The sequence below is a fragment of the Veillonella tobetsuensis genome (genome assembly GCF_001078375.1).
GTDB lineage: Bacteria > Bacillota > Negativicutes > Veillonellales > Veillonellaceae > Veillonella > Veillonella tobetsuensis.
Genome location: NZ_BBXI01000002.1, coordinates 52,173 through 77,717, shown reverse-complemented (window position 1 = coordinate 77,717; position 25,545 = coordinate 52,173). Strand labels below are relative to the sequence as shown.

The 25,545-nt window shown below is 39.4% G+C and carries 20 protein-coding genes; 6 read left to right on the top strand and 14 right to left on the bottom strand.

Annotation, left to right across the window (positions count from 1 at the left end):
- Positions 1–47 precede the first annotated feature (47 nt).
- Positions 48–1,229, bottom strand: coding sequence for an amidohydrolase (locus VEI_RS00445; RefSeq protein ID WP_059361144.1), 1,182 nt, complete (start codon positions 1,227–1,229; stop codon positions 48–50).
- Between the two features lie 129 nt (positions 1,230–1,358).
- Between VEI_RS00445 and VEI_RS00440 the strand changes: the two genes are divergently transcribed.
- Both VEI_RS00440 and VEI_RS00430 read left to right on the top strand, forming a co-directional pair.
- Positions 1,359–2,141: a basic amino acid ABC transporter substrate-binding protein gene (locus VEI_RS00440; protein ID WP_059361142.1), complete on the top strand. Its 783-nt coding sequence runs from the start codon at positions 1,359–1,361 to the stop codon at positions 2,139–2,141.
- 544 nt (positions 2,142–2,685) lie between these two features.
- Positions 2,686–5,055, top strand: a complete 2,370-nt coding sequence (locus tag VEI_RS00430; protein ID WP_059361138.1) for an SEL1-like repeat protein — start codon at positions 2,686–2,688, stop codon at positions 5,053–5,055.
- A gap of 73 nt (positions 5,056–5,128) precedes the next feature.
- On the opposite strand, the gene VEI_RS00425 is transcribed toward VEI_RS00430, so the two are convergent.
- The 9 genes from VEI_RS00425 to VEI_RS00385 form a co-directional block, all read right to left on the bottom strand.
- Positions 5,129–6,244 carry an inverse autotransporter beta domain-containing protein gene (locus tag VEI_RS00425; RefSeq protein WP_059361135.1) on the bottom strand — a complete coding sequence of 372 codons (1,116 nt, stop codon included), beginning with the start codon at positions 6,242–6,244 and terminating at the stop codon, positions 5,129–5,131.
- An 80-nt stretch (positions 6,245–6,324) separates the two neighbouring features.
- Positions 6,325–7,569, bottom strand: a complete 1,245-nt coding sequence (locus VEI_RS00420; RefSeq protein ID WP_059361132.1) for an inverse autotransporter beta domain-containing protein — start codon at positions 7,567–7,569, stop codon at positions 6,325–6,327.
- A gap of 50 nt (positions 7,570–7,619) precedes the next feature.
- Positions 7,620–8,855, bottom strand: coding sequence for an inverse autotransporter beta domain-containing protein (locus VEI_RS00415; protein ID WP_059361432.1), 1,236 nt, complete (start codon positions 8,853–8,855; stop codon positions 7,620–7,622).
- A gap of 43 nt (positions 8,856–8,898) precedes the next feature.
- On the bottom strand, positions 8,899–10,032 hold the full coding sequence (locus VEI_RS00410; protein ID WP_059361130.1) for an inverse autotransporter beta domain-containing protein: 1,134 nt from the start codon (positions 10,030–10,032) through the stop codon (positions 8,899–8,901).
- 122 nt (positions 10,033–10,154) lie between these two features.
- On the bottom strand, positions 10,155–11,381 hold the full coding sequence (locus VEI_RS00405) for an inverse autotransporter beta domain-containing protein (RefSeq protein WP_059361128.1): 1,227 nt from the start codon (positions 11,379–11,381) through the stop codon (positions 10,155–10,157).
- A 43-nt stretch (positions 11,382–11,424) separates the two neighbouring features.
- Positions 11,425–12,558 (bottom strand): inverse autotransporter beta domain-containing protein, encoded by a 1,134-nt coding sequence (locus tag VEI_RS00400; protein ID WP_059361125.1) that lies wholly within the window; start codon positions 12,556–12,558, stop codon positions 11,425–11,427.
- Between the two features lie 518 nt (positions 12,559–13,076).
- Complete coding sequence (locus VEI_RS00395) at positions 13,077–14,219, bottom strand: HipA domain-containing protein (RefSeq protein ID WP_059361123.1); 1,143 nt, start codon at positions 14,217–14,219, stop codon at positions 13,077–13,079.
- Between the two features lie 289 nt (positions 14,220–14,508).
- On the bottom strand, positions 14,509–17,343 hold the full coding sequence (gene ileS, locus VEI_RS00390; protein WP_059361121.1) for an isoleucine--tRNA ligase: 2,835 nt from the start codon (positions 17,341–17,343) through the stop codon (positions 14,509–14,511).
- Between the two features lie 418 nt (positions 17,344–17,761).
- On the bottom strand, positions 17,762–18,688 hold the full coding sequence (locus tag VEI_RS00385) for a DUF3829 domain-containing protein (protein WP_059361119.1): 927 nt from the start codon (positions 18,686–18,688) through the stop codon (positions 17,762–17,764).
- 371 nt (positions 18,689–19,059) lie between these two features.
- Here VEI_RS00385 and VEI_RS00380 point away from each other — a divergent pair, with 371 nt between their 5' ends.
- Positions 19,060–20,337, top strand: coding sequence for an STAS-like domain-containing protein (locus VEI_RS00380; RefSeq protein WP_059361117.1), 1,278 nt, complete (start codon positions 19,060–19,062; stop codon positions 20,335–20,337).
- Positions 20,338–20,411: 74 nt separating this feature from the next.
- Here the strand turns inward: VEI_RS00380 and VEI_RS00375 are convergent, their stop codons facing one another.
- Positions 20,412–21,065: a hypothetical protein gene (locus VEI_RS00375; RefSeq protein ID WP_223209301.1), complete on the bottom strand. Its 654-nt coding sequence runs from the start codon at positions 21,063–21,065 to the stop codon at positions 20,412–20,414.
- A gap of 122 nt (positions 21,066–21,187) precedes the next feature.
- Here VEI_RS00375 and VEI_RS00370 point away from each other — a divergent pair, with 122 nt between their 5' ends.
- Genes VEI_RS00370 through VEI_RS00360 form a run of 3 tightly spaced genes read left to right on the top strand, consistent with a single transcriptional unit; the run spans position 21,188 to position 23,054 of the window.
- Positions 21,188–21,826, top strand: a complete 639-nt coding sequence (locus tag VEI_RS00370) for a hypothetical protein (protein WP_059361112.1) — start codon at positions 21,188–21,190, stop codon at positions 21,824–21,826.
- A gap of 10 nt (positions 21,827–21,836) precedes the next feature.
- A complete protein-coding gene (locus tag VEI_RS00365) occupies positions 21,837–22,436 on the top strand; it encodes a hypothetical protein (RefSeq protein WP_059361110.1) in 600 nt (199 codons plus the stop codon).
- A gap of 12 nt (positions 22,437–22,448) precedes the next feature.
- Positions 22,449–23,054: a hypothetical protein gene (locus VEI_RS00360; RefSeq protein WP_059361108.1), complete on the top strand. Its 606-nt coding sequence runs from the start codon at positions 22,449–22,451 to the stop codon at positions 23,052–23,054.
- Positions 23,055–23,126: 72 nt separating this feature from the next.
- Here the strand turns inward: VEI_RS00360 and VEI_RS00355 are convergent, their stop codons facing one another.
- The 3 genes from VEI_RS00355 to VEI_RS00345 all read right to left on the bottom strand — a co-directional run bounded on the left by VEI_RS00355 (position 23,127) and on the right by VEI_RS00345 (position 25,545).
- Entirely contained in the window at positions 23,127–24,314 is a 1,188-nt protein-coding gene (locus tag VEI_RS00355; RefSeq protein ID WP_059361105.1) for an oxygen-binding di-iron domain-containing protein, read from the bottom strand.
- A 258-nt stretch (positions 24,315–24,572) separates the two neighbouring features.
- Positions 24,573–25,115, bottom strand: a complete 543-nt coding sequence (locus VEI_RS00350; protein WP_059361103.1) for a hypothetical protein — start codon at positions 25,113–25,115, stop codon at positions 24,573–24,575.
- Between the two features lie 100 nt (positions 25,116–25,215).
- Positions 25,216–25,545 carry a DMT family transporter gene (locus tag VEI_RS00345; protein WP_059361102.1) on the bottom strand — a complete coding sequence of 110 codons (330 nt, stop codon included), beginning with the start codon at positions 25,543–25,545 and terminating at the stop codon, positions 25,216–25,218.

Below are 25,545 nucleotides of genomic sequence, written 5' to 3'. Positions count from 1 at the left end.
TTCTCATCAGCTAGAAACTATTTAGTAATATTATATGTAGATGAGAATTATTTAGTTGCATTAAACTCAGCCACAATTTCTTCTAAGACAGTTGGATTTTCTACTAATCGCAACAATGTGCCCCCAATGATATTGGCGCCATCTACAATGGTTTGCTCAATGGTTGGTTCTAGCATAGCATCCGCAAATTCTTTGGCGTGGCACACCTTATCTGGGCCAGCCAATCGCAATTTAGGATGGAATGCGGCACATTGATAGCTGACATTACCGATATCGGAACTGCCCCCAATATCCGCTGGACCTGGTTCAAAATCAAGGCCCATATCGGTCATCACCTCTTCGATGAGGTGTGTGCCACGATGGTTTTGGTTCATATCGTCATAAGGGTTTCCGTAAAACTCAACATCTACTGTTGTACCAGTACAAATGGCAGCACCTTCAAAGATTTTTTTAATCTGTTCAGATAAACCGTTCAAATAGTCACGTTCTGTATGACGCACGGTAACCTCTAATTCGCCAGTCGCAGGAATGACATTAGATGCGGTACCACCATTAATAATCCACGTGCCGATGCGCGACTCTGGTCGCACTTGTTGGCGCAGCATATCCATGGCATGAATAGCGAGTTGCACGCCGTTTACCGCATTGATGCCATTCCACGGCTCGCCTGCTGCATGGGCCGGTTTACCGTGGAATGTAGCACGGAAACAATCAAGGGCCAAAAATTGTAAATTCGGCCGCGTTTCTTCGCCGTCAAGATGCACCATAATGGCAAAATCGTAATTCTTGAACACGCCAGCGTTGCACATATCCACCTTGCAGCCCATCGCTTCCTCATCAGGGGTTCCAATGATGTCGATATCCATGTTGAAAGCTACGCCGTCTTGCTGCATCTTATGCAATGCAAGAGCCGCTAGTACACTCATAGACCCACTAGCACAATGGCCGCACGCATGTCCCACATCTGGCAACGCATCGTATTCGCATAATATAGCTAAACGGCCCTTAGGATTATCTACTTTCACAACAGACGCCTTAAAGGCAGTCGGCAAGTGACAGAACTCATAGGTCACAGGAATACCGTGTTTTTCAAGGACAGCACCGATTGTCTTAACAGACTTAAATTCATGACTAGACAGTTCTGGATTCTTCGCCAATGTATAGTTAATGGTGAAAGCTTCTTGGGCGAAGCTTTCACAAGCAGTAGTAAATAATTTGGTAAGAGACATAGGCCCTCCTCTATTTTTTAATTCATTTACTCTTAATTATACAATGTTATTGCCTATTGATTCAAAATTCCGTACAATATAAACAGATGTATAAATGTACATGTTTGTAATATGGTCTAGGAGGATACTATGTTTAATTTCAAAAAATTGACAGCCATCGCTCTTGTAGCTGTTGCTGCTATGGGTCTATTGGCTGGTTGTGGCAGTGAAAAAAGCAAAATGACACAAGAGGCTGGTGTGTTGCGTGTAGGTTCTGAAACTACATTCCCACCATTTGAATTCACTGATGGCGATAAATACGTTGGTTTCGACGTTGATTTGTCCGAAGCAATCGCTAAAAAATTGGGCCTAAAAATGGAATTCAAATCCATGGGCTTCGACGCTTTAATTCCAGCAGTTCAATCTGGCGATATCGATATGATCGCAGCCGGTATCAACGCAACACCAGAACGTGAAAAAGCATTGGACTTCTCCGATGTATACTTTGACCAAGGCGGTTTCATCACAGTTGTTCGTAAAGACAACTCCACAATCCATAACATGGATGAACTTGCTGGCAAAACTGTAGGCGTTCAAATCGGTACTGTTCCTGTAGACATGGCAAAAGCTATTCCTAACACAACAGTAAAAGAAATGGACTCCAATGCCAATATCTTTATGGAACTAAAAGCTGGCACTATCGATGCAGCTATCATCGATAACGCAGTTGCTATGTACTACCTAAAACAAGGTGCTGACAAAGACCTTAAACTCGTAGGCGAACCTACTAAAGCCCCAGGCACAGTTTTGGGTGTGAAAAAAGGCAACAAAGAATTGCAAGACGCTGTTAACAAAGCTCTTAAAGAACTTAAAGAAGACGGCACATACCAAAAAATTTACGATAAATGGTTTGGTGACTATAACAAAAAATAATTCTTAGCGAACACTTAGAACGCTAATCAAAAGACACCCAGCAAAAATCCTCCGTTGGCCGGGTCTTCCCTTCGGGAAGGGCCAAAAGTCGGTTTTTGCTAGGTGTCTTTTTCATGCCTATCTACTATATCACTAAGAATTATTTTTAGTCTCTAATACGGGAGAGAAGAATCCGAAGTCGTTTTCAGAGAGGGTGTCTTTTTTTATATAGATTCTACTTCTGCCTAAAAAAGTATTTTTTTGTTATACAGATAAGAGAGTACTGCACTACGCGGAGACCATAGGCCCTCCTTTCGCTGTTTAGCGGCTGGGTTGGCAATAACGGGTTTTATCAATTTCACTACTATTATATTCCGCGTGTCAGCTATGGACCGAGAGATAGAACCGATGGGCCCAAAAATCCGACTTTGGCCCTGCGAGCCCGTAGGGCGAATCAGACCCGGCCGGTGGAGGATTTTTGGGCCCATCGGTTCTTTTCCTCTTCTACCATTTCCTACCGCGGTATATAATAGTAGTGTATTGTATAAAAACGAAAGGAGGGCCTATGGCTCAATACTTCACAGACCGCCTACAAAAGGTCTTCCACATGATTTTTATGTCATATAATCAGCAAACGGCACAAGAGGGTCTCCGCCTTTTAGAGTCGATTGTGAATAATCAATCGAGTATCACAAAGCCCTCTCAATATGAGTTGCGTAATGCTACTACTGTTCAAGGTAGTACTGGCGAGTCTACGTCTGAGGAGGTATATAGAAATTCCTTTTCTCCTGAGGAGCGTGAATTAGGCGATGCCTATGCTTTATTGGCACGGGTCTATGCAGGGCCTCGCTTTACTTGGGCCGAATCTGGATTCCCAGAGGATAATATGCGCACCTATCAATGTCTTCACGATAGTATTCGCCGTCATAGTCCAATCGGCACCTTGCAAGCTCTCCGCATAGCCGGTTCCATTACACCTACAGTGAGGCGAGATATGCAACTATCCTTTGACGATGCATTTCGTATTGTTTGTGACTACGCAAAAAAAGACGATGCGTACTGCCAATATATTATAGGCAATGTATTCTTCTGGGGCGATTATCACACCATTACGCCAGCAAAGCAACTATTGGCCCCTGATAAAGCCTCCTTTGGTCAACGGTTACAACGAGTCCTGCAAAGCAAGAGTTTACGCGAAGGTATTGCTACCTTGCGTGGTACAGCAGATGAAGAAACATTACAAGCAAAATCACGAGAATATGCAAAACTCTGGTTTAAGAAAGCTCTTGAGCAAGGACTTGCCATGTTCCAAGGGAACTTGCGCAATATCTACATCGATGAAGGCGATTATGAAAACGCACGCCGTGTTGCCCGTAGCGCAGCAGAATTAGGTAATCCAACGATGATGCTCTACACGGGCCTCGACCATCACGAAAAAGGCGAGTTTACAGAGGCTTTCACATGGTTTACAAAGGGCGCAGATCTAGGCCAGCCGGAGTGTATCGCAGAACTTGCAGATTATTATTACCATTTTTATAAACAGCCTATGCTCCGTGCTACGATTCCCTATGATCCAGTTAAGGGTACGGAATTGTACCAACAGGCAGCAACAAAAAATTTTAACGATGCAGGCTATGCCGCGTTACAGGCTGCATTTAGCTATATCTTTCACATTGGACAGCTCCCCCTCGACTGGGGTCTCATTGCCGATTTGACACATATGGCGGCTACTAAGGATAGATTCTTATTTGCATTGCCGTATATTAGCTATATGCGCATTCACGGCATAGGCGTGACCAAGAACACCAAATTTGCGGTGCAGTCCTTGATGCGCGTCTTAGAGGAGGAAAATCGGGCCTTAGAAGAGGAGGATCGAGTTCTATTTTACGATATCACCCGCGCTTTAACACGAGTGGCCCTAGGCTATGCCTATGAAAAAGGATATGTAACAGGCACGCCTGACCTTGGTACAGCTGTTCAATATTATGAAAGCTCTCATCAGTATATCTTGTCTCATATTGCAAACCGGGATGAGGAAATTAAGGATATTCCTGTAGATGATGAAGCGGCTGAACGTCTAATAGCCTTTGAGCAGATAAATGGTCATTGGCAATACAAGGATGGTATTACTGAATCTACTACGACGGTTCGTTCGGCTCCAACGACTTGGCCTCATAAGGCGGCTCGATTATCTATAGATATGAATGGTTTCCTGTGGGACACAACTTTGTACGATTGGGACACCATCGATAAGGCCCTCACGATGCAAGATACGGTGGCACTAAGCTTTTACAATCATTTCCTATCCGTTCCAGATAAGCTACGCAACATCTATAAGCTAGAGTCGAAACGCATGCCGCGCGACACCTATCAGGTGCGTTTGTATGGGTACGATCCAACGGAGGGATATGAGGTGGTGTATAAATCACTACTCAGTGCTGAGGATGCCCGCAGTTTGTGGCATAATCTTTATGAAAGCTACCGCTTACCAAATCTTTCAGATTCGTGGACGGTGGAAACGGATGAGGAAAAGCCGACCTGGCACTATGTACTCGACGTAGACCAAGAGCCGTTCCTACTAGAAGAATATGATGACGCCAATGCGATGATACAAGCATCCCTAGAGGGGCTAAAAAACAATAAGTACGAACAAGTCAATATTCGCACCCACGATTTCATCGGTCCATCCTATTTCATTTTTAAAGGCAATCAATCAAATCCATTTAGAGTTCAACTGTATTTAAAAGAATCGGTGCGCCACACGGTTGATGAACAGGGAAACCAAGAAGATATTCCTGGCAACACCTACCTATTCGAACAATACTTTGGCAATGAAGTGTCCTTGAATTACTGGATACAACGAACTATCAATACATTAGACATTCCAGAGTTAGATAATTGGAAACCGCTCAGCGTGCCTAAGGATTTACAATAGTAAACAAAGATACAAAAAGGAGCTAGTACACAGCGTACTAGCTCCTTTGTTATAACTTTGAAATAAGCTACTTTTAGTCTAGAGAATCATGAGGATAATGAACGCGGAAATCTCCATTTAGATTGAGGGCTTGCATGTCTTGACGTTCAACCTTATCGAGCATTTTAGAGCGAGCAGTAGTCATGCTACTATCGCTATGCTTTCCGCCAAAGAGAGCGAACTTAGATTTACCAAGGGTATACAATGTTTGTACATAAAACTCTCCGGAGTGACCAAATGGTTTATCATAGCCCATGCCTACCGAAATGTGAGGTGTCACATTTACATTGATACCGGTTTTAATACCATTTTTATAGGCCCCATTTACACGGAATCCAATATTATAGTTATATATATCAGGGTTAGACCATTCTATGTCTCTAATCTCTCCATTCATCCGATTCCAGTGATAACGGTCGATATAGGCTCGTATATAACGAGCATTTTTAAAGGTTCGTGCGTATCCGATATCATATCCAGAGGCAACACGTTTTTCATGACTTTCACCAACAGAAACATCAACATCTGGCGTATTATAAGGTGCTGGAATCATTTCATCGCGCTTAAATATACGATAGGATGACGTACCATTCCCTAGTGATTTATAGAAATTAGCATACAATTCATTTTCACCAGTTACATATTCTACACCTAAACTAGCACGCTTATAATGTTCTTTGAAAGCATAATCATAGAAGGCATTGATACCTACGTAGCTATGTTCCCCTTTGCTTAATCGTCGATAACCAAGCCCTAGACTTCCCGTCGTGCCAATGGACTGTGTCGATTGATTAAAGTCTATTTCATATATAATACCGCCTGCACCGCGTGTGACATGATTCGCATAGCCATCAGCTGTATGACTTATGCCTCCATGGGAAGTAACTTTGCCTTGTACAAACACTACACTCTTAGAGTTGTTATCATAATGTCTAATAGGTTGTAATGTCTCTATGCTATATTGCGGCTTATGATTAGTTTGAAACTTCGCTGAAATATCAGTTCGATCAGCCCAATCTTGATAACTGCTAGAATTCACTTTCACAGCAGTATTTGTATCAGTACTATCTGCGAAAGCAATAGTCCAACACATCGTACAAGCTGCTACACAAAGTAGCAGTCGTATATTAAACTTAGTATTAAAATACATGTAAATTTTACCCTTCTCTCACATATTTATTGTAGCATCACCATGTTTACTAGCTCACGAACAATTTATTTGATTAAGATTTATAAACCAACATCTGTAACACCATAGTCATAACGTTCTTGAATTACATCATGTACAACTAAGTCACTGCGACGTACTTTATCAAGCATCTTAGAGCGAGCTGGTGTAATAGCACTTTCACTATGTTTGCCGCCAAGCCAAGCAAATTTAGATGTACCGATGGTGTATTTTAAGGTTGCATAAGGACCGCTTAAAGAATGAGACGCAGTTTGGTATCCTGCATCAAGAGTAAGATGTGGTGTAATATGCAGTTCTGCACCAATCTTAACACCTCTAATGGCCTCTCGTTTCCTTAGCTTATCATAGCCGACCCTTACTTCAGATCTACCACGCCAGTTATAATAGTCGGCATATACACGCGCCCAACGAGCATTTTTAAATGTTCGTGCATATCCGATATCAAAACCACTGGCAGACACATTTTCCGTTGTTTTATAATGATTTTCATAATCGATTTTAGCATAATTATATACAGAGGTATCATTGTCTCTGCCGTATGGATATAAACCATCAGGATCATACCAAGTGATAGAGCGGCTGCGTATACCTTTATATTTTCTATTATTAGACCCTACGTTTTGATAGATATTGGCATGAAGTTCGTTATGACCTACCACATATTCTACACCACCGCTAATACGCTTATTATCATCTTTAAATGCATGGTCATAGAATAGATTAACGCCTACGTAAGCATTTTCATGTTCACTGAGACGACGATATCCGACACCTACATTAGCCATTACACCTAGTGCTTCTCGTTTTTTCTTATCATGGTCATAGCGCATGAAAACCCCTGCAGGCATTATAGGAACTAGATAATTTTCTAATTTATCAGATACAATTCTTTCGCCGCCATAGCCAATACGCCCTTGTACAAAGACTACACGCTTGGCATTTTCATCATACTGAGTAATAGGATGTAATGTTTCTACATACAGTTTCTTTAATTCAGTAGATTTAGATCTATCGGTAGTAGTAACAGGTATGCGACCATATACGAAATCGTTTAAAACTTCGCTATTAGTCCCTTCAGATGTTTTTTGACCAATCCCTACTACCACATCAGTACGGTCCTTCCAAGTGGAACGAACAGCATCACGTTTAGCCTCATCTGTTACTACAGTTTGCTGTACAGAATCCATACTATTAGTATCTTGGATATTTGCTGCAAATCCTACAGCAGTACTAGTAAATGCTATGGCACCAAAGACCATAGCTTTCAATAATAATTTACCTGACATTATATATAGTCCCCTCTCATAACAATGATAAAACTAACATTTTCTCCATATTATAAATGATCGATAGGTGCTAAATAATCGTATTCAATATCATCAAAGGATTCTACAATCATATCTTGACGACGTACCTTATCTAACATTTTAGAGCGAGCAGTAGTAATTCTATTATCACTATGTCTACCACCCCAGAAAGCAAATTTAGATGTACCTAATGTATATTTCACAGTACCATACATGCCTTTCGACATATTGTTTGCATTGTTATACCCAATATCTAAGGATATATGTGGCGTTAACTGTAATTCAGCACCGATTTTAATGCCCTTATAGTGATTTGCATCCCTCACTGAAAACCATGGAACGGACCAATGGCCTGGACGTCCCCAATTATAATTTTGTTCATGGCCAAAACCTTGCCCCTTCCAGCGATATCCATTTACATAGGCACGAGCCCAACGAGCATTCTTAAAGGATCTAGCAAAACCGATTTCATAGCCACCCAGTGCTCTACCGCCTTTATAGGTATAATAATTCTCTGACGGAATAACACCATATGGGAATGAATCTGGATAACCATTAGGATACAAACGTTTAGGATATGGATTACCACCACCTCCTCTTACAACGTCCTTATTACCAATCCCCTTATACACATTGGCATATACTTCGTTAAGCCCATTTACATACTCTACGCCGCCACTAATACGATTGTAATTGCCTGTGAAAGCTCGATCAACGAATGCATTAGCACCTACAAAGGCATGTTCATTGCGGCTAAGACGTCGATATCCAATACCAACAGTACCAATAATCCCTAATGTTTCTGATGATTTTTCATCCGTATTTATTTTAGTGTAACTAGATTGCCCATTCCGATTAATTATTAATTCAGGAAGAAGATAACCACGCATCTCTTTCGAAGCTATTTTCTCACCACCCCGACCAATGCGCCCCTGTACAAATAGAACACTTTTACTGTTCTCATCATAATGAGAAATAGGCTGCAATGTTTCTATATAGGCTTTCGTTAAATTACCATAGTCAGACTGCTTATTATAGATTGAATTTTGGTCATCCGTTAAAAAATGTCCTTTATCTAATTTGGACTGACCTCCGGTCTGTACACCTACAGCAATATCCGTGCGATCCATCCAATTAGATTGCACTGCCTCATGCTTTGCTGTATCGCTCACTTGTGGCGCCACATTGGCCGCTCCCACTACGGCACTTGTGCTACTCACTATGGCCCCCATAACCATAGATGTTAATACTAACTTATATTTCATCACGAAACTTCTCTCCTTTTAGTTTTATAAATTATCATCAATTTTATAAGTGATCATTAGGTCTTACATACCAATCTTCTTCATATGTATGGCCTATTATTAACGGACTACGATCTACCTTATCTAACATTCTAGCGCGAGCATTTGTAATAGCATCATCACTATGTTTACCACCATGCCAAGCAAACTTAGAGGTACCCAATGTATATTTAACAAATCCATAGGCACCACTAGTATCTTTGCTATCCGATGTATAGCCTACATCTAGCGATACATGAGGCGTTACTTGTAATGTAGTTCCTACTTTCCATCCATGACTGTTGCCAATTTCAAGCGTTTTCAATAATGCATTGCTATGATTAGGCACACTAAGACCATTCCAATGATATACCGTCGCATGTACACGGGCCCAACGAGCATTTTTAAATGTACGAGCATAACTTACATCATATTCAGATAATACCTTTTGAGACTCATGTGGCATATAGTAAGCAGGGCCCCCATCCAAATCAAATGTGAAGTACGATGGCGGTAAATGTATCATATCAGATTGCGATTTTACACTCCCTAAACCTCTATATACATTAGCACGGACTTCGTTAAGACCTGATACATATTCTAGGCCTCCGCTCACACGATTCGCATTTTCGGAAAAGGCGCGATCAACAAAAGCATTAACACCAACATAGGCATGCTCATTCTTACTAAGATGGCGATATCCTAAGCCCGCATTCGCTACAGTACCTAATGATTTCGTATTTTCATACTTCTCTGCCATATACCGTTGATCACCTTTACCCGTTGCAGGATTATAAGGATACCAAATCTCATGATATCCATGATAGTAACTAGCAGAATATTCTTGACCACCTCTGCCAATACCGCCTTGTACAAACAATACGGACTTGGAGTTCTCATCATAATGGGTTAAGGGTTGTAATGTTTCTACAGCCACTTGATTACCAACTTTAGATTGTGTACCTACCTTAATATCTGTACGGTCCATCCAATCTGAAAGTACCGCTTCATGTCTAGCGATATCACGGATGTCTAGTTGTTGTTTATTAGTTGGAGGGAGTGCATTATGCCCCTCCACATCAGCCGCAATACCAGTAGCACTAATAGCACAGGCTATGGTCGCCAAGACCATAGCTTTCAATATTAAACCGCCTTTCACTGTATCGCCTTCCTCTTATAGTATTATTTTAATAATTCTAATCACTCTGACTATATTAATTAATAAAGAACCCCTAATTCTATTACATAATTAAAGCAGGGGTTCTTCTTGTTTTAACCATATTATAGATGTTGTGAAGGTGCCATGTAGTCATATTCTGTATCATCTAGATGTTCAACAACAATATCATTACGACGAACCTTATCTAACATTTGAGCTCTTGCTGGAGTTATTACCATATCTTGACTATGTTTTCCACCAAAGTAAGCATATTTAGATTTGCCCAAAGTATATTTCACCGTAAAATATGCCCCCTTAGCCGTATGATTACCCATGTTATACCCTGCATCGACATTAATATGCGGTGTCAATTGTAACTCTGTACCAAGCTTAACACCCCTATAATGTGTATGCCCTGCGGTTCCAAACTTCGGTACAGTCTGTCCACCGGTGTAATATGCTTGTCTATGATCCGAAACACCACTACGCCAATCAAAAGCATTAATATATGCATTCACCCAACGAGCATTCTTAAAGGTTCTTACATAGCCAATATCGTAACCACTTAGAGCCTTGTCCTGAGTATAGTTATAAGCGGTTTCTTCCCGGATAGTATCATCTGGATATGTGGAGGGATATCCATTTGGATATAATCGTTTTGGAAAAGGGATGGCACTAAAAGTAATATTTTGGTCGCCACCTATACCTTTATATGCATTGGCATAGAAAGTATTATATCCAGCAACATATTCAAGACCAATACTTAAACGAGTACTATCTGTAGTAAATGCACGATCTACAAACGCATTTACCCCAACAAAAGCATTTTCATTCTCGCTAAGGCGACGATAGCCTACACCGAGGCTTCCGGTAGTACCAAGTGTTTCGGAACCAACAGTATCACTATTTATGAGCTTCATAGAGCGTATACCATACGAAGTTGTAACAAACTCTGGAATTATGTAGCCTCGTACTCCTTCAGTTTTGATTTTCTCTCCACCATGACCGATTTGACCTTGTACAAATACAACACTCTTACTATGTTCATTGTAATGAGTAACTGGTTGTAATGTTTCAACATATACCTTAGATAGGTTTTTATAATCAGATTTTGTGCGAACAAAGTTATTATTAACTCCATCAGGGAAAAGCCCTTCATGGAAGGAAGAAGAACGACTAAACTGGATTCCTAATTTTATATCAGTACGATCTTTCCATGTAGATTGTACTGCCTCATGCTTTGCTGTATCGCTCACTTGTGGCGCCACATTGGCCGCTCCCACTACAGCACTTGTGCTACACACTATGGCCCCCATAACCATAGATGTTAATACTAACTTATATTTCATTACGAAACTTCTCTCCTTTTAGTTTTATAAATTATCATCAATTTTATAAATTATCCCAAGGCACTACCACCCAATACTCTTCATAACCACGGCCAATCATCATAGGGCTGCGTTTTACCTTGTCTAACATTCTAGCGCGAGCATTCGTAATAGTATCATCACTATGTTTACCACCATGCCAAGCAAATTTAGATGTCCCCAATGTATACTTAATAAATCCATAAGCACCACTAGCATACTTATTATCCGATGTATAGCCTAAATCTAAGGATACATGCGGGGTCACTTGTAATGTAGTGCCCACTTGCCAACCAGAACTATTCCCAAGATCAGAAATCGGAGAGGTCCCTCCACTATAGGAAGAAATGCCGAGACCATTCCAGTGATAAGCCCCAATGTGCACACGAGCCCAGCGAGCATTCTTAAAGGTACGAGCATAACTTATATCATAACCAGATAATACTTTTTGAGACTTATATACCGTGTAATTAGCAGTCCCACCATTCAATGGAAATGGTAGATGCGATTCAGGTACGCCCACAATATAAGATTGAGATTTTATATTTCCTAAACCTCTATATACATTGGCACGAACTTCGTTAAATCCGGCCACATATTCTAAGCCTCCACTAACTCGATTAGCATTCTCGGAAAAAGCGCGATCTGCAAATACATTAATACCTACATAAGCATGTTCATGTTTACTGAGCTGACGATACCCTAAACCAATATTCCCCACAGTACCTAAAGATTTTGTCTCATCATGTCGTTCTGGTTTACTTTTTGTTTCCACAGTATTTGTAACTGGGTCGTATGGATACCAAACTCCACCACTTCCATCAAAATAATTAACCTTATGCTCTTGACCACCTTTATCAATACCACCTTGTACAAAAAGTACGGACTTAGAGTTTTCATCATAATGAGTTAAGGGTTGCAATGTTTCTATAGACACTTGTGTACCCACTTTAGACTGTGTGCCAACCTTAATATCTGTGTGGTCCATCCAATCTGAAAGTACCGCTTCATGTCTGGCGATATCACGGATATCTAGTTGTTGTTTATTAGTTGGAGGGAGTACATTATGCCCCTCCACATCAGCCGCAATACCAGTAGCACTAATAGCACAGGCTATGGCCCCCAAGACCATAGCTTTCAATGCAAAATAATCTTTCATTGTATCGTCTCCCTCATTATTTATTGTGAACATGCGCTTCATTTTCAATTCACATTTCATTATATGCACATTTTTAGATGTAGTCAATGAAGGCAACCACATTTAAATCAACAATAAACATCATTTAAACCTTACTATTACATATCATTTTCGCAATTATGAGGGATACAGTATATAAAGAAAAAAACCTCAAAGCTAAGCATACATGCTCAAGCTTTGAGGTTTTATGAGGGTTTTAGGGACTTTATCTTATTTGAATAAAGGCAAAAGTGCATTTGCTAAACCAGTAAGAGCTGCCAAAATGGCTTTGATAATTGCTGCTACCATGGTATATTCCTCCTTCTCATGTTCTCATACACTCATTTACTAAACTAACTATAAATATCATAAACGAGTATATTAACTTTAATATGAAATGTGAAAATTTTTACACATAAAAATTTCATGAGGAAAATGTCATATCGACAATTAACACCACATCTTTTAGGAGAATGATAGCACACAATGAATTCATAAATCTAAAAAGTTTTTAATTTTTTTGCTCGTTCTTGTATGAATTGACCAATCATATGTGCACGATCTATACCGAACTCCGGTTCTACTAGTTGATTATATCTATGTTCTACAATCTCCATACAGTGATTGATAATGCCATCCCAATCTACTTTCACAGCAGAGGACACATGTTTCAATTCCAGTGTATGAGTCTTGTTAAAGGCTACGGACGCATCAGCATTACGGTTTCGCACAACAGATGCCGCTTTATACCCCAAGGAGTTTCCGTTATCAAAAATAGGTGCAAGACCGATAAATTCTAGACTTTCACTATCACGAAGAGCACCAAAATTGCCCCAATGACGATCCTCATTAGCAATGAGCGCATCAAGCACAATCATTTGCTCTAACTGACTCGTCACATCAGTAAGACCAAATGAATGCAACTGATTCACGTAATGCGCGTACTCACTCACATCGTTAGGTTTCGTGTTAGCCGTCAATTGCCATGCAGGAATGTATTCTACATTACGATTCGTAAAACAGTTGCAGACCGATACATTCTCTGCTTCATCAGACATATAATCCAAATAGTACGTGATATAAGGCACATCAAAATAGGCTAATATATCGCTAACAACGGCCTCATTAAAAAGCTCTTGTTTAAAGGTCAATTCGCCTGCTTTTGAAAGCAAAATCTCATCTCCGCGGTGCAACCAAATCTGACGCAATGTCCCATTATTCGATGTATTCGGCGTCCGACGCCACGGATCATATTGATGTAATGTATCAATAGCCCCTATCAACACTTGATCATCGGGAATTGGATTATCATAAAAATTGACGTCAGACCAAGTCACAGAACTATCGCAAGGTTTCACCCAATAATGGTCAGAAATACTCACCATATACGATCGCAAAGACAATTCAAATGCATCGTTTGCCTTATACAACGCCTTAATAACATCATAATTAGAACGACTTTGCGGAATAAATCGATGGTCAATAAATTCATTTAAAGCATGCTCCCTGTTATGAGGTTGCACAAGCATATTAACAGGTACATGAGCCGCATTCAATACATCAATAATACGAGCCCAATTTCTATCATCGAAAATAGCAAACTGTAAGACAGGTACATCCCTATGCATTAACAGAAATTGCATGATATTCCCTCCCTTTACTAGCAGCCAATATTTCCATCATTGTATCACATAACAAAAACACCAGAAAAGCACTCTGATAGCGAATACAGTTTAAACGCCAATAAAAATATCCCCTTCGAGAAGCGACTGTCTCTCCTTTCCTAGTGCTATAATCCCACAGATTGACTGAAATACAGAAAAATATCCCCTTTAGAAGGCGACTTTTGGCCCTGTTCCGAAGGAACAGACCCGGCCGATGGAGCCTTCTGAAGGGGATATTCTGACAACTGTATTTAAATCGATTGTGGAATTATAGTGCTTTTACTACCTCTGCACAACGGTGGCAAAGTGTAGGGTGTTCGCTATCTTGACCTACTGTATCGCGATGGATCCAGCAGCGTTCACATTTTTCAAGTTCAGATGCAGCAACTACTGTAGCCACGCCTGTTTCTTCGTCTTTAACAGCCTCTGCTGGAGCAGCGCCGTTTACGATGTGAGCTTCAGATACGATAACGAGTTTAGCCAAGCCTTCTTCACCAAGGGCGTTCAATGCGTCGAATGCAGCGCCTTCAGCGTATACTGTAACAGATGCATCTAGTGGGTGACCGATTGTTTTGTCTTGACGAGCAAGTTCCAATGCTTTTTGTACAGATGTACGCAAGTCTAACAATTGGTTCCATTTATCAGCCAATTCTTGGTCGAAGTGTTCAGGATGACCTTGTGGCCAATCTTGAAGCATAACGGATTCAGGCATGCCGTCTTCTTTAGGCATGTATTTCCAAACTTCTTCTGCTGTGAAAGAAAGTACTGGAGATACCATTGCTACTAATGTTTTTAAGATTTCATACATCGCTGTTTGAGCAGAACGACGAGCTACGTTATTTTTGCTTTCAGCGTACATAGTATCTTTCATTACATCAAGGTAGATGGAGCTCAAGTCTACTGTACAGAAGTTATGAATTGCATGGTACAACATGTGGAATTCATAGTTTTCGTATGCATCAGAAACTTTTTGACGTACTTCTTCTAAGCGCAACAATGCCCATTTATCGAATTCAGACATATCTGCATAAGCCACTTTATCAGTATTTGGATTAAAGTCATCCAAGTTACCAAGCAAGAACCGGAATGTATTACGGATCTTACGGTATACTTCGGATAATTGTTTTACGATGTCTTTAGACAAACGTACGTCTGCTTGGTAATCCGCAGAGGATACCCACAAACGCATAACGTCAGCGCCGTATACGTCGATGATGTCGCTAGGTGCTACTGTATTACCTACAGATTTAGACATTTTGCGACCTTCACCGTCCACAACGAAGCCGTGAGTCAATACGGAGTTGTAAGGTGCTTTACCTGTTGTTGCCACTGCAGTTAACAAGGAAGAGTTGAACCAACCGCGATGTTGGTCGGAACCTTCAAGGTACATAGCACATGGTACTTCAAGATCGTTAACTTCAAGTACGCCAGCCCAAGAGGAACCAGAGTCAAACCATACGTCCATGATGTCAGTTTCTTTTTTGAACTCATCATGACCGCAATGAGGACATTTGAAGCCTTCTGGTAACAATTCTTTAGCACTGTGTGCCCACCATGCGTCGGAACCTTCTACAGCTACTTTTTCAAGTAATGCAGACATAGTGTCGTCATTGATGATGTGCTCGCCACAGCTTTCACAATAGTAAATAGGAATTGGCACGCCCCAAATACGTTGACGAGAAATTACCCAGTCACCGCGGTCGCGAACCATGTTAAAGATGCGGTCATGGCCCCATTTAGGAATCCATTGTACTTGATTGTCGATTGCATCAAGTGCTTGTTGACGATATCCATCTACAGAGGAGAACCATTGTTCTGTAGCACGGTAGATAACAGGGTTTTTACAACGCCAGCAGTGCGCGTATTGGTGGCGCAAGCTAGATTTACTAAGCAATGCATTGTTGTGCGCCAAGATTTTGATAACAGGCACCTCTGCATCGTGAATTTCTACGCCAGCCAATGGGAACTCAGTATCGCCATAACGATTGTCGTCTACTTGTTTAGTGTAGTTACCAGTTTCGTTAACAAGGGATACGATAGGAAGCTCAGCTTTACCTTCTTTATTGTAACGTTGAACGATGTTAAAGTCGTCTTCACCGTGTGCAGGCGCTGTATGAACGCAACCAGTACCAGCATCAAGAGTTACGTGATCGCCACATAATACAGTAGATTTACGTTCTACGAATGGATGTTTAAAATCTGCCAATTCTAAGTCTGCACCAGAGAAGCGATTTATAATTTCGTATTCTTCAATGCCGATATCTTTCATAGCTGCTTCAACAAGTTCAGTCGCCATCAAGTAGTATTCTTCGCCTACTTTTACCCAGCCATATTCAAGCTCAGGGTTAACGGAGATTGCTACGTTGGCAGGCATTGTCCAAGGAGTAGTTGTCCAGATAACAGCAAATGCTTGTTTTGGATCTACGCCAGCTGGCAATGTTACCTTTTTCTCGGATACGTAAGGGAATTTTACGTAGATGGAGAAAGATTTTTTCTCAGCGTATTCGATTTCTGCCTCTGCCAATGCAGTTTCGCAGTGAGTACACCAGTATACAGTTTTAAGACCTTTATAGATATGACCGCGTTTTGCCATTTCGCCGAAGATACCAAGTTGTTTTACTTCGAACTCAGGGCGCAATGTCAAATAAGGGCGTTCCCATTCGCCTAGTACACCAAAGCGAATGAAGTCTTGTTTTTGAGTTTCTACGCATTCTAATGCATATTCCTTACATTTATTGCGCAAATCAAGAGGCGCCATTTCATGACGGTTAAGACCAGTATTTTTAATAACCGCATGCTCGATTGGCAAACCGTGCGTATCCCAACCAGGGATGTAGCGAGTATAGTGACCAGTCATTGTTTTGTATTTCATGATGATGTCCTTCAACGTTTTGTTGAGGGCATGACCGATGTGCAATTTACCATTTGCGTATGGAGGGCCATCATGCAAGATGAAAGGTTTTGCGTCTTTTCGCAATTCCAAACGTTTTTCGTAAATTTTGTTGTCTTCCCAGAATTTTAAGATTTCTGGTTCGCGCTTAGGCAAATTGCCGCGCATTGGGAATTCTGTTTCAGGCAAATGTAACGTCTTACCGTAATCCATGATGTGCTCCTTTTACATAAAAAAATCGCCCGCCCCCGAAGGGACGGACGTAATATCCGTGGTACCACCCTACTGACCTTCTGTGAAAGCTAACGCCACCGCATATTCTGCAATCGTCACACCATGCGCCTGCATGATGGTAACTTATAGGACGCAACTCATCACATAACTATGAAAGCCACTTAGACATATAACGGTGTTCACCGGCGGCGTTGCCGCTTGCTCCAAAGTGATCCGCAAATCTCTAGATTTCCAAACCTTTCAGCCCATGAGTTTGGTCTCTACTAAATCCGTCTGAGACGTGCCGTCTTTTTCAACGCAATATTCATATAATAGATAATTATAGGGCCCTTTGGCCTATGTTGTCAAATATATTCTACGTAAAATTTATATCATTTTTAACATATACCATTTCACATTATAATTTTTCAGGCACATATGGATTCTGCACAGAATCTAATAATTTAAAATTCATCGGTCTACTTACCAGTTCATTATATTGCTCAACAACGGCATCCTCCGTTTCAATACGAGGATCAGCAATAAAATCCTCAATTGCTTTATCAAGATGTTTCTGTTGATCTAAACGGTTCTGTGCTTCGGCGGCAGTAATCTTTGCACCAATTCCATCAGCTACATTTTTCTGTTCTTTCAACCACTGGAAATCGCTATCGGATTTACGTTCTACAATATGATCTACTATATCGCTATAAATAAGCATCATTTCCACCATATTAGCTCCATTAGCTTGTCCATTGTTGCGCATTACCTTAACAAGACGTTCTCCCTCCTGCTTATGATAGGTATTAACCAGGTTATCTACCGCATCATATTTCGGTCTAAATGCATCTATTAATGTTGAAAGTTTCTCCAATTGCGTCTGGGCAAATGCATAATTATCTGATTCATAGCGCTTTTCTTTATAATAAGTGTCTAGCTCTTTTACAGCCACCACAACTTCGTGCAACACTGGTAATAAAGCATCTGTAGCCGCTTCCAAGTCACTATGTGAATGCACTGCTTCCCGTGCAGCAATGAGTTCTTGCTCAAGGCGTTCGTAATCTCGCACCTTAAACTCAGCTAACGGTACATTTTGCCGTGCTTGCTGCACCGTTTCTACATGTTGATGACTATATTTCACACTATCAAAATTAAACTCATTCGTAGCAGCCAAATAAAATCTAAAAACACGCCAGATTTCCTTCTCACTATCGCTTTGAGTGGCTTTCACCTGACTGTTATTCTTTAAATTATCCATATTGAACTCACAGCCACTTACACTGACTACACTCGCCACGATGCACATAACTAAACCTATGCGACTCCACCAGTTCTGACCAACCATCTATCTCTCCTAAATGCGCTAAATTCCTATAAATTAATATTACTGTTATTGTATAAAATTAATACATCCAATTCAAGACGAGAAAATAACTAGACATACAGAAGAATGAAACTACTTCGGAACAGTATGATAAATACGCAAAAAACTTCGAATAATCGCATTGGTGTATCAATTAATCATAACAGTGATATTTCTCTTGTTTTTACAAACATTAGTTCTATAATATAAGTATAAGAAAACCCCATACACAGTATGGGGTCAACTGAGACAACCGAGAGACGAACATTCCGCTCTTTAATGTCTCTAGGACGTTATCTTCAAACAAAGTATATCAACAACATGTACCTATGTCAACGTAAAGGAGAGAGAGCATGAACACAACAGGTATGACAAAAGAAAAACTTCTAATCGTAACAATACCAAATACATTATCATTTAAACACAAGGGGATTATCGACTTTGATAATATTCTTAAATTATTTAGGTGGAATCACGAAGGTAACTCAATAACAATTGATGCAAGACAATGTAAAATGGCGGATTATCAATCTTTAATTCTACTAATTCAATATATATGGTATCTAAAAAGAAACCATGTATATGTAAATTTGAGATATACAAAAAATACTCAATTTTATAATATGTGGAAAAATATTGATGGCAAGGGTTGTTTTAACGTTCTAGACAACACACAAGACAATTTTCATTACGTCTACAACAAGCCCATATTCGCCATCAAATACAAAGATCATAATATTACGAAAATGCTAAATACGATTCGTGATTACGCCTTAGATTTACCTACAGATTTAATTAGAGGATATGAGGATGCAGTTCGTTATATCATATCCGAACTAACATATAATGCATTAGAACACGGTTTTAATCCTCAGATTCCATCATTATTACAATTTAACTGGTATCGAGATAAAAACCAATTATCATTTATTCTTGCTGATCTTGGTGTAGGTATTAAAACACATTTAGAGCAAACCTATGCACCTTTCACAAACAATACAGATGCCATCGCTATGGCACTAGAGCCTGAAATTTCTGGTACATTTGGCGTCAACGTAGGACCTTATAAACAGCAAAACAATGCAGGCATGGGCCTTTACTTATCTAGTAATCTTGGCAAAACATTAGAAGCAGATATGTACATCGTATCAGGCGATGGTGTCGCACATATTTCTCCACTAGATGTAACCTACACAACACTAGAAAACGCTTGGCCTGGCACATTTATATACATGACCATTGGTTTTGATAGATTAAAAACATATGATCTTCATAAACACCTAGAGGATTTCAGAAAACACGCTACGGAAACTGTAGCTAAACGAAATAACATCGTCCGTGCTCCAGAATTGTACATTGATATGTATAACTATTGCGGAGAACGGTGTGAAGTCAAATTAGAAGCTATTAATCTTAGAGAACGAAAAATCATTCCAGCCATAAAAAAAGGAGAAACCGTAATCCTCGATTTCTCTCACGCTATAACAGCTACACACAGCTTCTTAACCGCTTTATTGGCAGATCCAATTAAAATTCTAGGTCTCAAATCATATAAACAAATCAAGATTATAGGGGCTAATGAAACCATTCGAACAATTATAGATTTTGTGTTTGATACATATACTAACTAGAAGCTACTACATAACAAAACACCCCGTATACCATTTATCACGGTATACGGGGTGTTTTATTTCAAAGTTAAATACTAATTATAATCACGTTCCATATCAGGGAATCCAAAAGAGTCAAAGTCGTACCAGACTATCTTCCATTCATCATCTGATATTCTTTTCATTTCCAGAGATAGACTTTTCAGATTATTATCAGTCATATCTTGTCCAATTACTACCATACTAACTTGTTCTGGGCTCATCATATGAGATTCTACAGAAACGAGTTTAAAGCGATTAGTCTCACGTAACATGACAATATGATCTATAAATCTAGTATTAGAAGCAGAACCATGTTTTATACTCTCCGTATCCCCACTAGTAAAAATTGTATGTATATCATTAGAAAAAATTCGTTTTGCCATAGCAAATCTATGTTCTCCCAGATTAAGCATTTTACCGTCATAGGGAAATAGTATCTTTTTTTCTTTTCCTTCAGCGACCAGTTTCTCATAAAAGGCGATTGTCTTATCATAACGTCTATGACCTATAGCCTCAATATCAACCATCTTTTTAAAAGTTTCTTCATCACCATTTTGGATAGCATCGTATATCAATTTCAATGAATATTCTGGCGTAGATTTATAAGTCATCTTATGATAGAGTCCATATCCAGCGCACACAAGTATTCCAATCACTATTACAATACTCAGTGTACATTTTACAACGCCAAACTGTTTAAACTTCATTAACATTTCATCATTCCTTTCAACTACATGTATTGCCTACGTTTATCTAATTAATGTACAATATATCACAACTAGCATTTTATAGATAGTTTAAATTTTGTAATTTGAAAGTGAGGAGTATTATGAGACGATTAGGACTTATGATTCTTAGTTTATGTATGTTAGTGTTATCTGGTTGTGCCACTATCAATTCAGATATCATGATTAACAGTGATGGTAGCGGCACTTGGGATGCAACTGTTAACTCCCAATCAGGTCCATTAGAGAAGAAAGTTATTACCGATGCATTAACTAAAAACAATGTACAAAAATATACATTAAAAGCACCTAATGCCGAGGGAAAAATGGAAACTGTTGCAGATGCAGATGTTGGATCTAAGCCAGTATGGAAAATTGAAACAAAATTTGATAATGCTACTGAGCTCGAACAAATGCGTGATGCCGTTACAACACAATTGAAAGGCAAATCTAAAGAACCGGCATTACAAAAAACAGATGATGGCTCCTATATCGTCGATTTAGGTCGCTCTGCAGGTCAAACTAAGATTACTGTAGAAGGTACAATTGTACCTGAAAGCGTACAAAATGGTTCTATCAAAGATAATACAGTAACATTCCCAGAGGATAGCAATATTCACTTTACGTTCAAACCAGGTCACAGCTGGTTGTTCTACGGTGCAATCGTCATCGGTATTGCTATTGTAGGCGGTGTTGGTTACATGTTCTACTTACGTCGTAAATATTATGGCGACGCAGCATAATGAGTCTAGTATGAAACGAAACATTCTGATTGGGTTACTGCTGGCTTTCACGATGATGCTAATCACAGCATGTGGTAGTACTGGTAATGATGCTAGCAAGTTTGAAGGTACTTGGATTGCCTATGATAAAAATAATGGTGTAGCCGAATTAACTATTGAAAGTTTAGATAAACAAGCAATTGTTTCTATGACTACCTATAAATATAAAGCGCTTATGGATGGATCTAGCAGTGGCCTTATAGATGCACAAATACTTAGCAAAACAGGTGAAACTGCTACTGTTCACGAGGATTACTTACTACAAAAGAATAACGGTGCAATATACAGTATAATTGGTAATGTAACGAATAATCGTATTAATCTTAGTAAAGACAATACAACCATGTCCATCTTATATAATGAAAAGGATAACACTCTACTTATAGAAAACATTGTATTCCGTAAAAAATCAGACGATAATTCAATTCAAAAATATTTACCTGAAATGCAAGAGACGTTAAAATCTGCAAGTATTGAGAAAAATAAAGAGTATATGAAAAATCGAATGAATCAACCAACAATTCAATTCGATTTTACCTTTGATGATTCTATCTTAGATAATGTGCAATAAGGAGGTTCTGTAATGAAAAATATATTAAAGCTCAGCCTACTTATGATTGCACTTGTCGCGTTAGTAATTACATCCGGCTGTGGTAAAAATAACTTTGAAGGCACTTGGATTGGTTACGATGGTGATAAGACCATGTACCGATTATCCGTCCAAGAAAATGGTGACTCTTATCTCATCACGGAAGATGCCTATACATATAAACCATCTAAAGATTATCCTACACCTGCTGGTTACCTTCCATCTTTCATTCGTAACGAAAATAAATCCAAAAACGTTACCTTTGATATCAACTTTGTACTAACTAAACAAAAAGCTGATTTAACTAGTGCAACAGCGCAACTCAACAAGGATAAAGATCAACTAATTGTGGGTAAAGGTTTAGGCAATGTACATTTTATTGAAAAAGATAGTACATTATTATTTAATGGTATTCGATTTAAAAAAGAGACCTCTCAAGATATTACAAACAATGTGCTAAAACAACTACAATTCGCCATGAATCAAGAGTTAAAAGTAAAATACCATCAATATGGTAAACGTGGCCTTAATAATTTAAGAGACCATGTAATATTAGGCAATATCACATTTGATGATAGTGCTTTAACAGCAACTAAATAAAAAAAGGTGTACCAACACACGTTGATTTGTGTTGGTACACCTTTTTTAATGCCCTACCTTATGCTTAATATATTATGCTAGTAAAGCTTTTACAAGTTCTTCAGCTTTATCTAAATCAGAGGCTTCTGGATTCCAGTTACATTTAATTTCTGGTTCTACTACAGTAAAGCCATATTTAGTTAAGTCTTCGCGTAGTACTTTCGTGGATTCACCAGACCAGCCATAGGTTCCAAATACAGCAGCTTTTTTATTTTTAAACTTCAACTCACGTAAGAAGTCGAGCCACCCCGCTACAGCAGATAACACGCTATTGCCTACGGTTGGAGAGCCTACAGCGATAGCTTTAGATTTGAAGACCTCTGTCATGATGTCATTTTTATTAGTTTTACTGATGTTAAAGATTTTAACCCGTGTATCTGGAGATTGTTTTGCAATCTCTTCAGCAATCTTATGAGCCAATTTCTTTGTACCATCCCACATTGTATCGTATACAACTGTGATTTGATCTTCTTGATAGGCTTGAGACCATTCGTAGTATTTTTCTACGATTTGCATTGGATTTTCACGCCAAATTGCACCATGGCTAGTAGCGATAATATCAATTGGCAAGTTGAGCTTTTGAATTTCTTCAACCTTAGCTTTTACCAATGGAGAGAATGGATTCAAAATATTAGCGTAATATTTCATCGCCTCTGCCCATAAACGACATTGATCTGCCTTATCGGCCCATAGCTCTTCTACTGCAAAATGTTGACCAAAGGCGTCGTTGGAGAACAAAATATTGTCACCAGCCATATAAGTCGCCATAGAATCAGGCCAGTGCAGCATACGCATTTCTACGAATACCAAAGATTTACCATTACCAATATCTACGGAATCACCTGTTTTAACTATTTTAAAATTCCATTCTGGATGGTGATACTGACCAACCAAGGATTTAACGGCATTTTCCGTACAGTATATCGGCGTATTAGGGATTTTTTCCATTAACGCCGGCAAGGAACCGCTATGATCTACTTCGCCATGGTTACATACGATGAAATCAATCTTGTTCAAATCAATTTCAGACTCCAAATTATCGATAAACTCGGAGGAATGAGGCTTCCACACAGTATCAATGAGGACTGTCTTTTCCTCTTCAATCAAATACGCATTTTGGCTAGACCCATTGTTAATACTATAATCAGAACCGTGGAACTCTTGTAATTCCCAGTCAATTTTACCAACCCAAGATACGTTATTCTTAATGTGCTTTCTCATAATAACCTCCAATTCTGTGAAAGTTGAGGAACTTACCTCATTCCTATATCGTTTTATATAAAACAAAGAATATAAGTAACTTTCACCATTACAACCAAATCTATGGCCCAAATGTTATATCAAATGACATAACATCAATCGGTCATTAACTATATTTCTATTATATCGAAATCACAAGAAACCGTCTGTATCTGCAGATACGGATTTAGCATTATGCAACTTTAGTATTATTCAAGTATTGCGTCCTTACAGTCTGCATCATTCTACATGTGTATTCGGTTTCAAGCCAGGAATCGCTTTATAGATATATAAAGAAATATAACCATCAACAATGCTATGGATTATAGTACCGCCACCTACGAGAACAAATACAACGTAGATGAGATCGATATTTGGCATCGTAGTTGTAGTGTAGAACAAGAGGCAGGCTAGTACTTCTCCAATGGCGTGAACGATAGCACAGACAAGGTTGAAAGCAGCGAAGGATAGAGCCCCCGTTAACACAGTTGGATGGTGTTTAATGTAGTATGCCCCCATCAAAGCAAAGATGATATGAGAGGCAGCGCGCATAACGATAACAAGAGGGAACCCTGCCACAAAGAAACCTAGTGTAGAACCTATTACAACACAAGCCGCCATCTTACGAGACAAGAACATGGCCAGGAATATAGGCACGTGACTCGCTAGTGTATACGATGCCGGCGGTATGACAACTTTCAACGGCATCATAATAGGAATCATGATGGCTAATGCCATCAACAAAGCAGTAATGGTTAAGTTTCGATACATGGAAGAATTCATAAAGCCCTCCTTATTAGCTCTTCTCTCATCTAACAATATGATTATGGTAATTATGATATAAGACCAATCTAATTAATGGCCACATTAACAGTCTTATAGATTAGTGACCTACGTTCCCCCACAAGTTAAGGATGACAACACCAACTACAATAAGACCTATCCCCAAAATAGTGTACATATTATAGCCCTCACTAAAGATAAAGACAGAAATGAGTGCTGTCACCACGAGGCCTACGCCAGACCAGGTAGCATAGGTAACACTGAGTGGAATATATTTCAGTACATGCGTCAATGTATAGAAAGATCCTACATAGCCAAGCACACAAGCAATGGTCTGTAACGGCCGCGTAAAGCCATCAGAGGCTTTCAACATGGTCGTAGCAAACAGCTCAAGCCCTATAGATAAGGCAAGTAAAAAATAAGATAACAT

Coding starts and splice junctions, on each gene's coding strand:
- ileS (WP_059361121.1), bottom strand. CDS start 17,343: ATGGATTACGGTAAGACGTTACATTTGCCTGAAACAGAATTCCCAATG.
- VEI_RS00380 (WP_059361117.1), top strand. CDS start 19,060: ATGAACACAACAGGTATGACAAAAGAAAAACTTCTAATCGTAACAATA.
- VEI_RS00420 (WP_059361132.1), bottom strand. CDS start 7,569: ATGTCAGGTAAATTATTATTGAAAGCTATGGTCTTTGGTGCCATAGCA.
- VEI_RS00440 (WP_059361142.1), top strand. CDS start 1,359: ATGTTTAATTTCAAAAAATTGACAGCCATCGCTCTTGTAGCTGTTGCT.
- VEI_RS00350 (WP_059361103.1), bottom strand. CDS start 25,115: ATGAATTCTTCCATGTATCGAAACTTAACCATTACTGCTTTGTTGATG.
- VEI_RS00415 (WP_059361432.1), bottom strand. CDS start 8,855: ATGAAATATAAGTTAGTATTAACATCTATGGTTATGGGGGCCATAGTG.
- VEI_RS00360 (WP_059361108.1), top strand. CDS start 22,449: ATGAAAAATATATTAAAGCTCAGCCTACTTATGATTGCACTTGTCGCG.
- VEI_RS00400 (WP_059361125.1), bottom strand. CDS start 12,558: ATGAAAGATTATTTTGCATTGAAAGCTATGGTCTTGGGGGCCATAGCC.
- VEI_RS00385 (WP_059361119.1), bottom strand. CDS start 18,688: ATGGTTGGTCAGAACTGGTGGAGTCGCATAGGTTTAGTTATGTGCATC.
- VEI_RS00430 (WP_059361138.1), top strand. CDS start 2,686: ATGGCTCAATACTTCACAGACCGCCTACAAAAGGTCTTCCACATGATT.
- VEI_RS00365 (WP_059361110.1), top strand. CDS start 21,837: ATGAAACGAAACATTCTGATTGGGTTACTGCTGGCTTTCACGATGATG.
- VEI_RS00345 (WP_059361102.1), bottom strand. CDS start 25,545: ATGTTATCTTATTTTTTACTTGCCTTATCTATAGGGCTTGAGCTGTTT.
- VEI_RS00395 (WP_059361123.1), bottom strand. CDS start 14,219: ATGCAATTTCTGTTAATGCATAGGGATGTACCTGTCTTACAGTTTGCT.
- VEI_RS00405 (WP_059361128.1), bottom strand. CDS start 11,381: ATGAAATATAAGTTAGTATTAACATCTATGGTTATGGGGGCCATAGTG.
- VEI_RS00370 (WP_059361112.1), top strand. CDS start 21,188: ATGAGACGATTAGGACTTATGATTCTTAGTTTATGTATGTTAGTGTTA.
- VEI_RS00445 (WP_059361144.1), bottom strand. CDS start 1,229: ATGTCTCTTACCAAATTATTTACTACTGCTTGTGAAAGCTTCGCCCAA.
- VEI_RS00355 (WP_059361105.1), bottom strand. CDS start 24,314: ATGAGAAAGCACATTAAGAATAACGTATCTTGGGTTGGTAAAATTGAC.
- VEI_RS00425 (WP_059361135.1), bottom strand. CDS start 6,244: ATGTATTTTAATACTAAGTTTAATATACGACTGCTACTTTGTGTAGCA.
- VEI_RS00375 (WP_223209301.1), bottom strand. CDS start 21,065: ATGAAGTTTAAACAGTTTGGCGTTGTAAAATGTACACTGAGTATTGTA.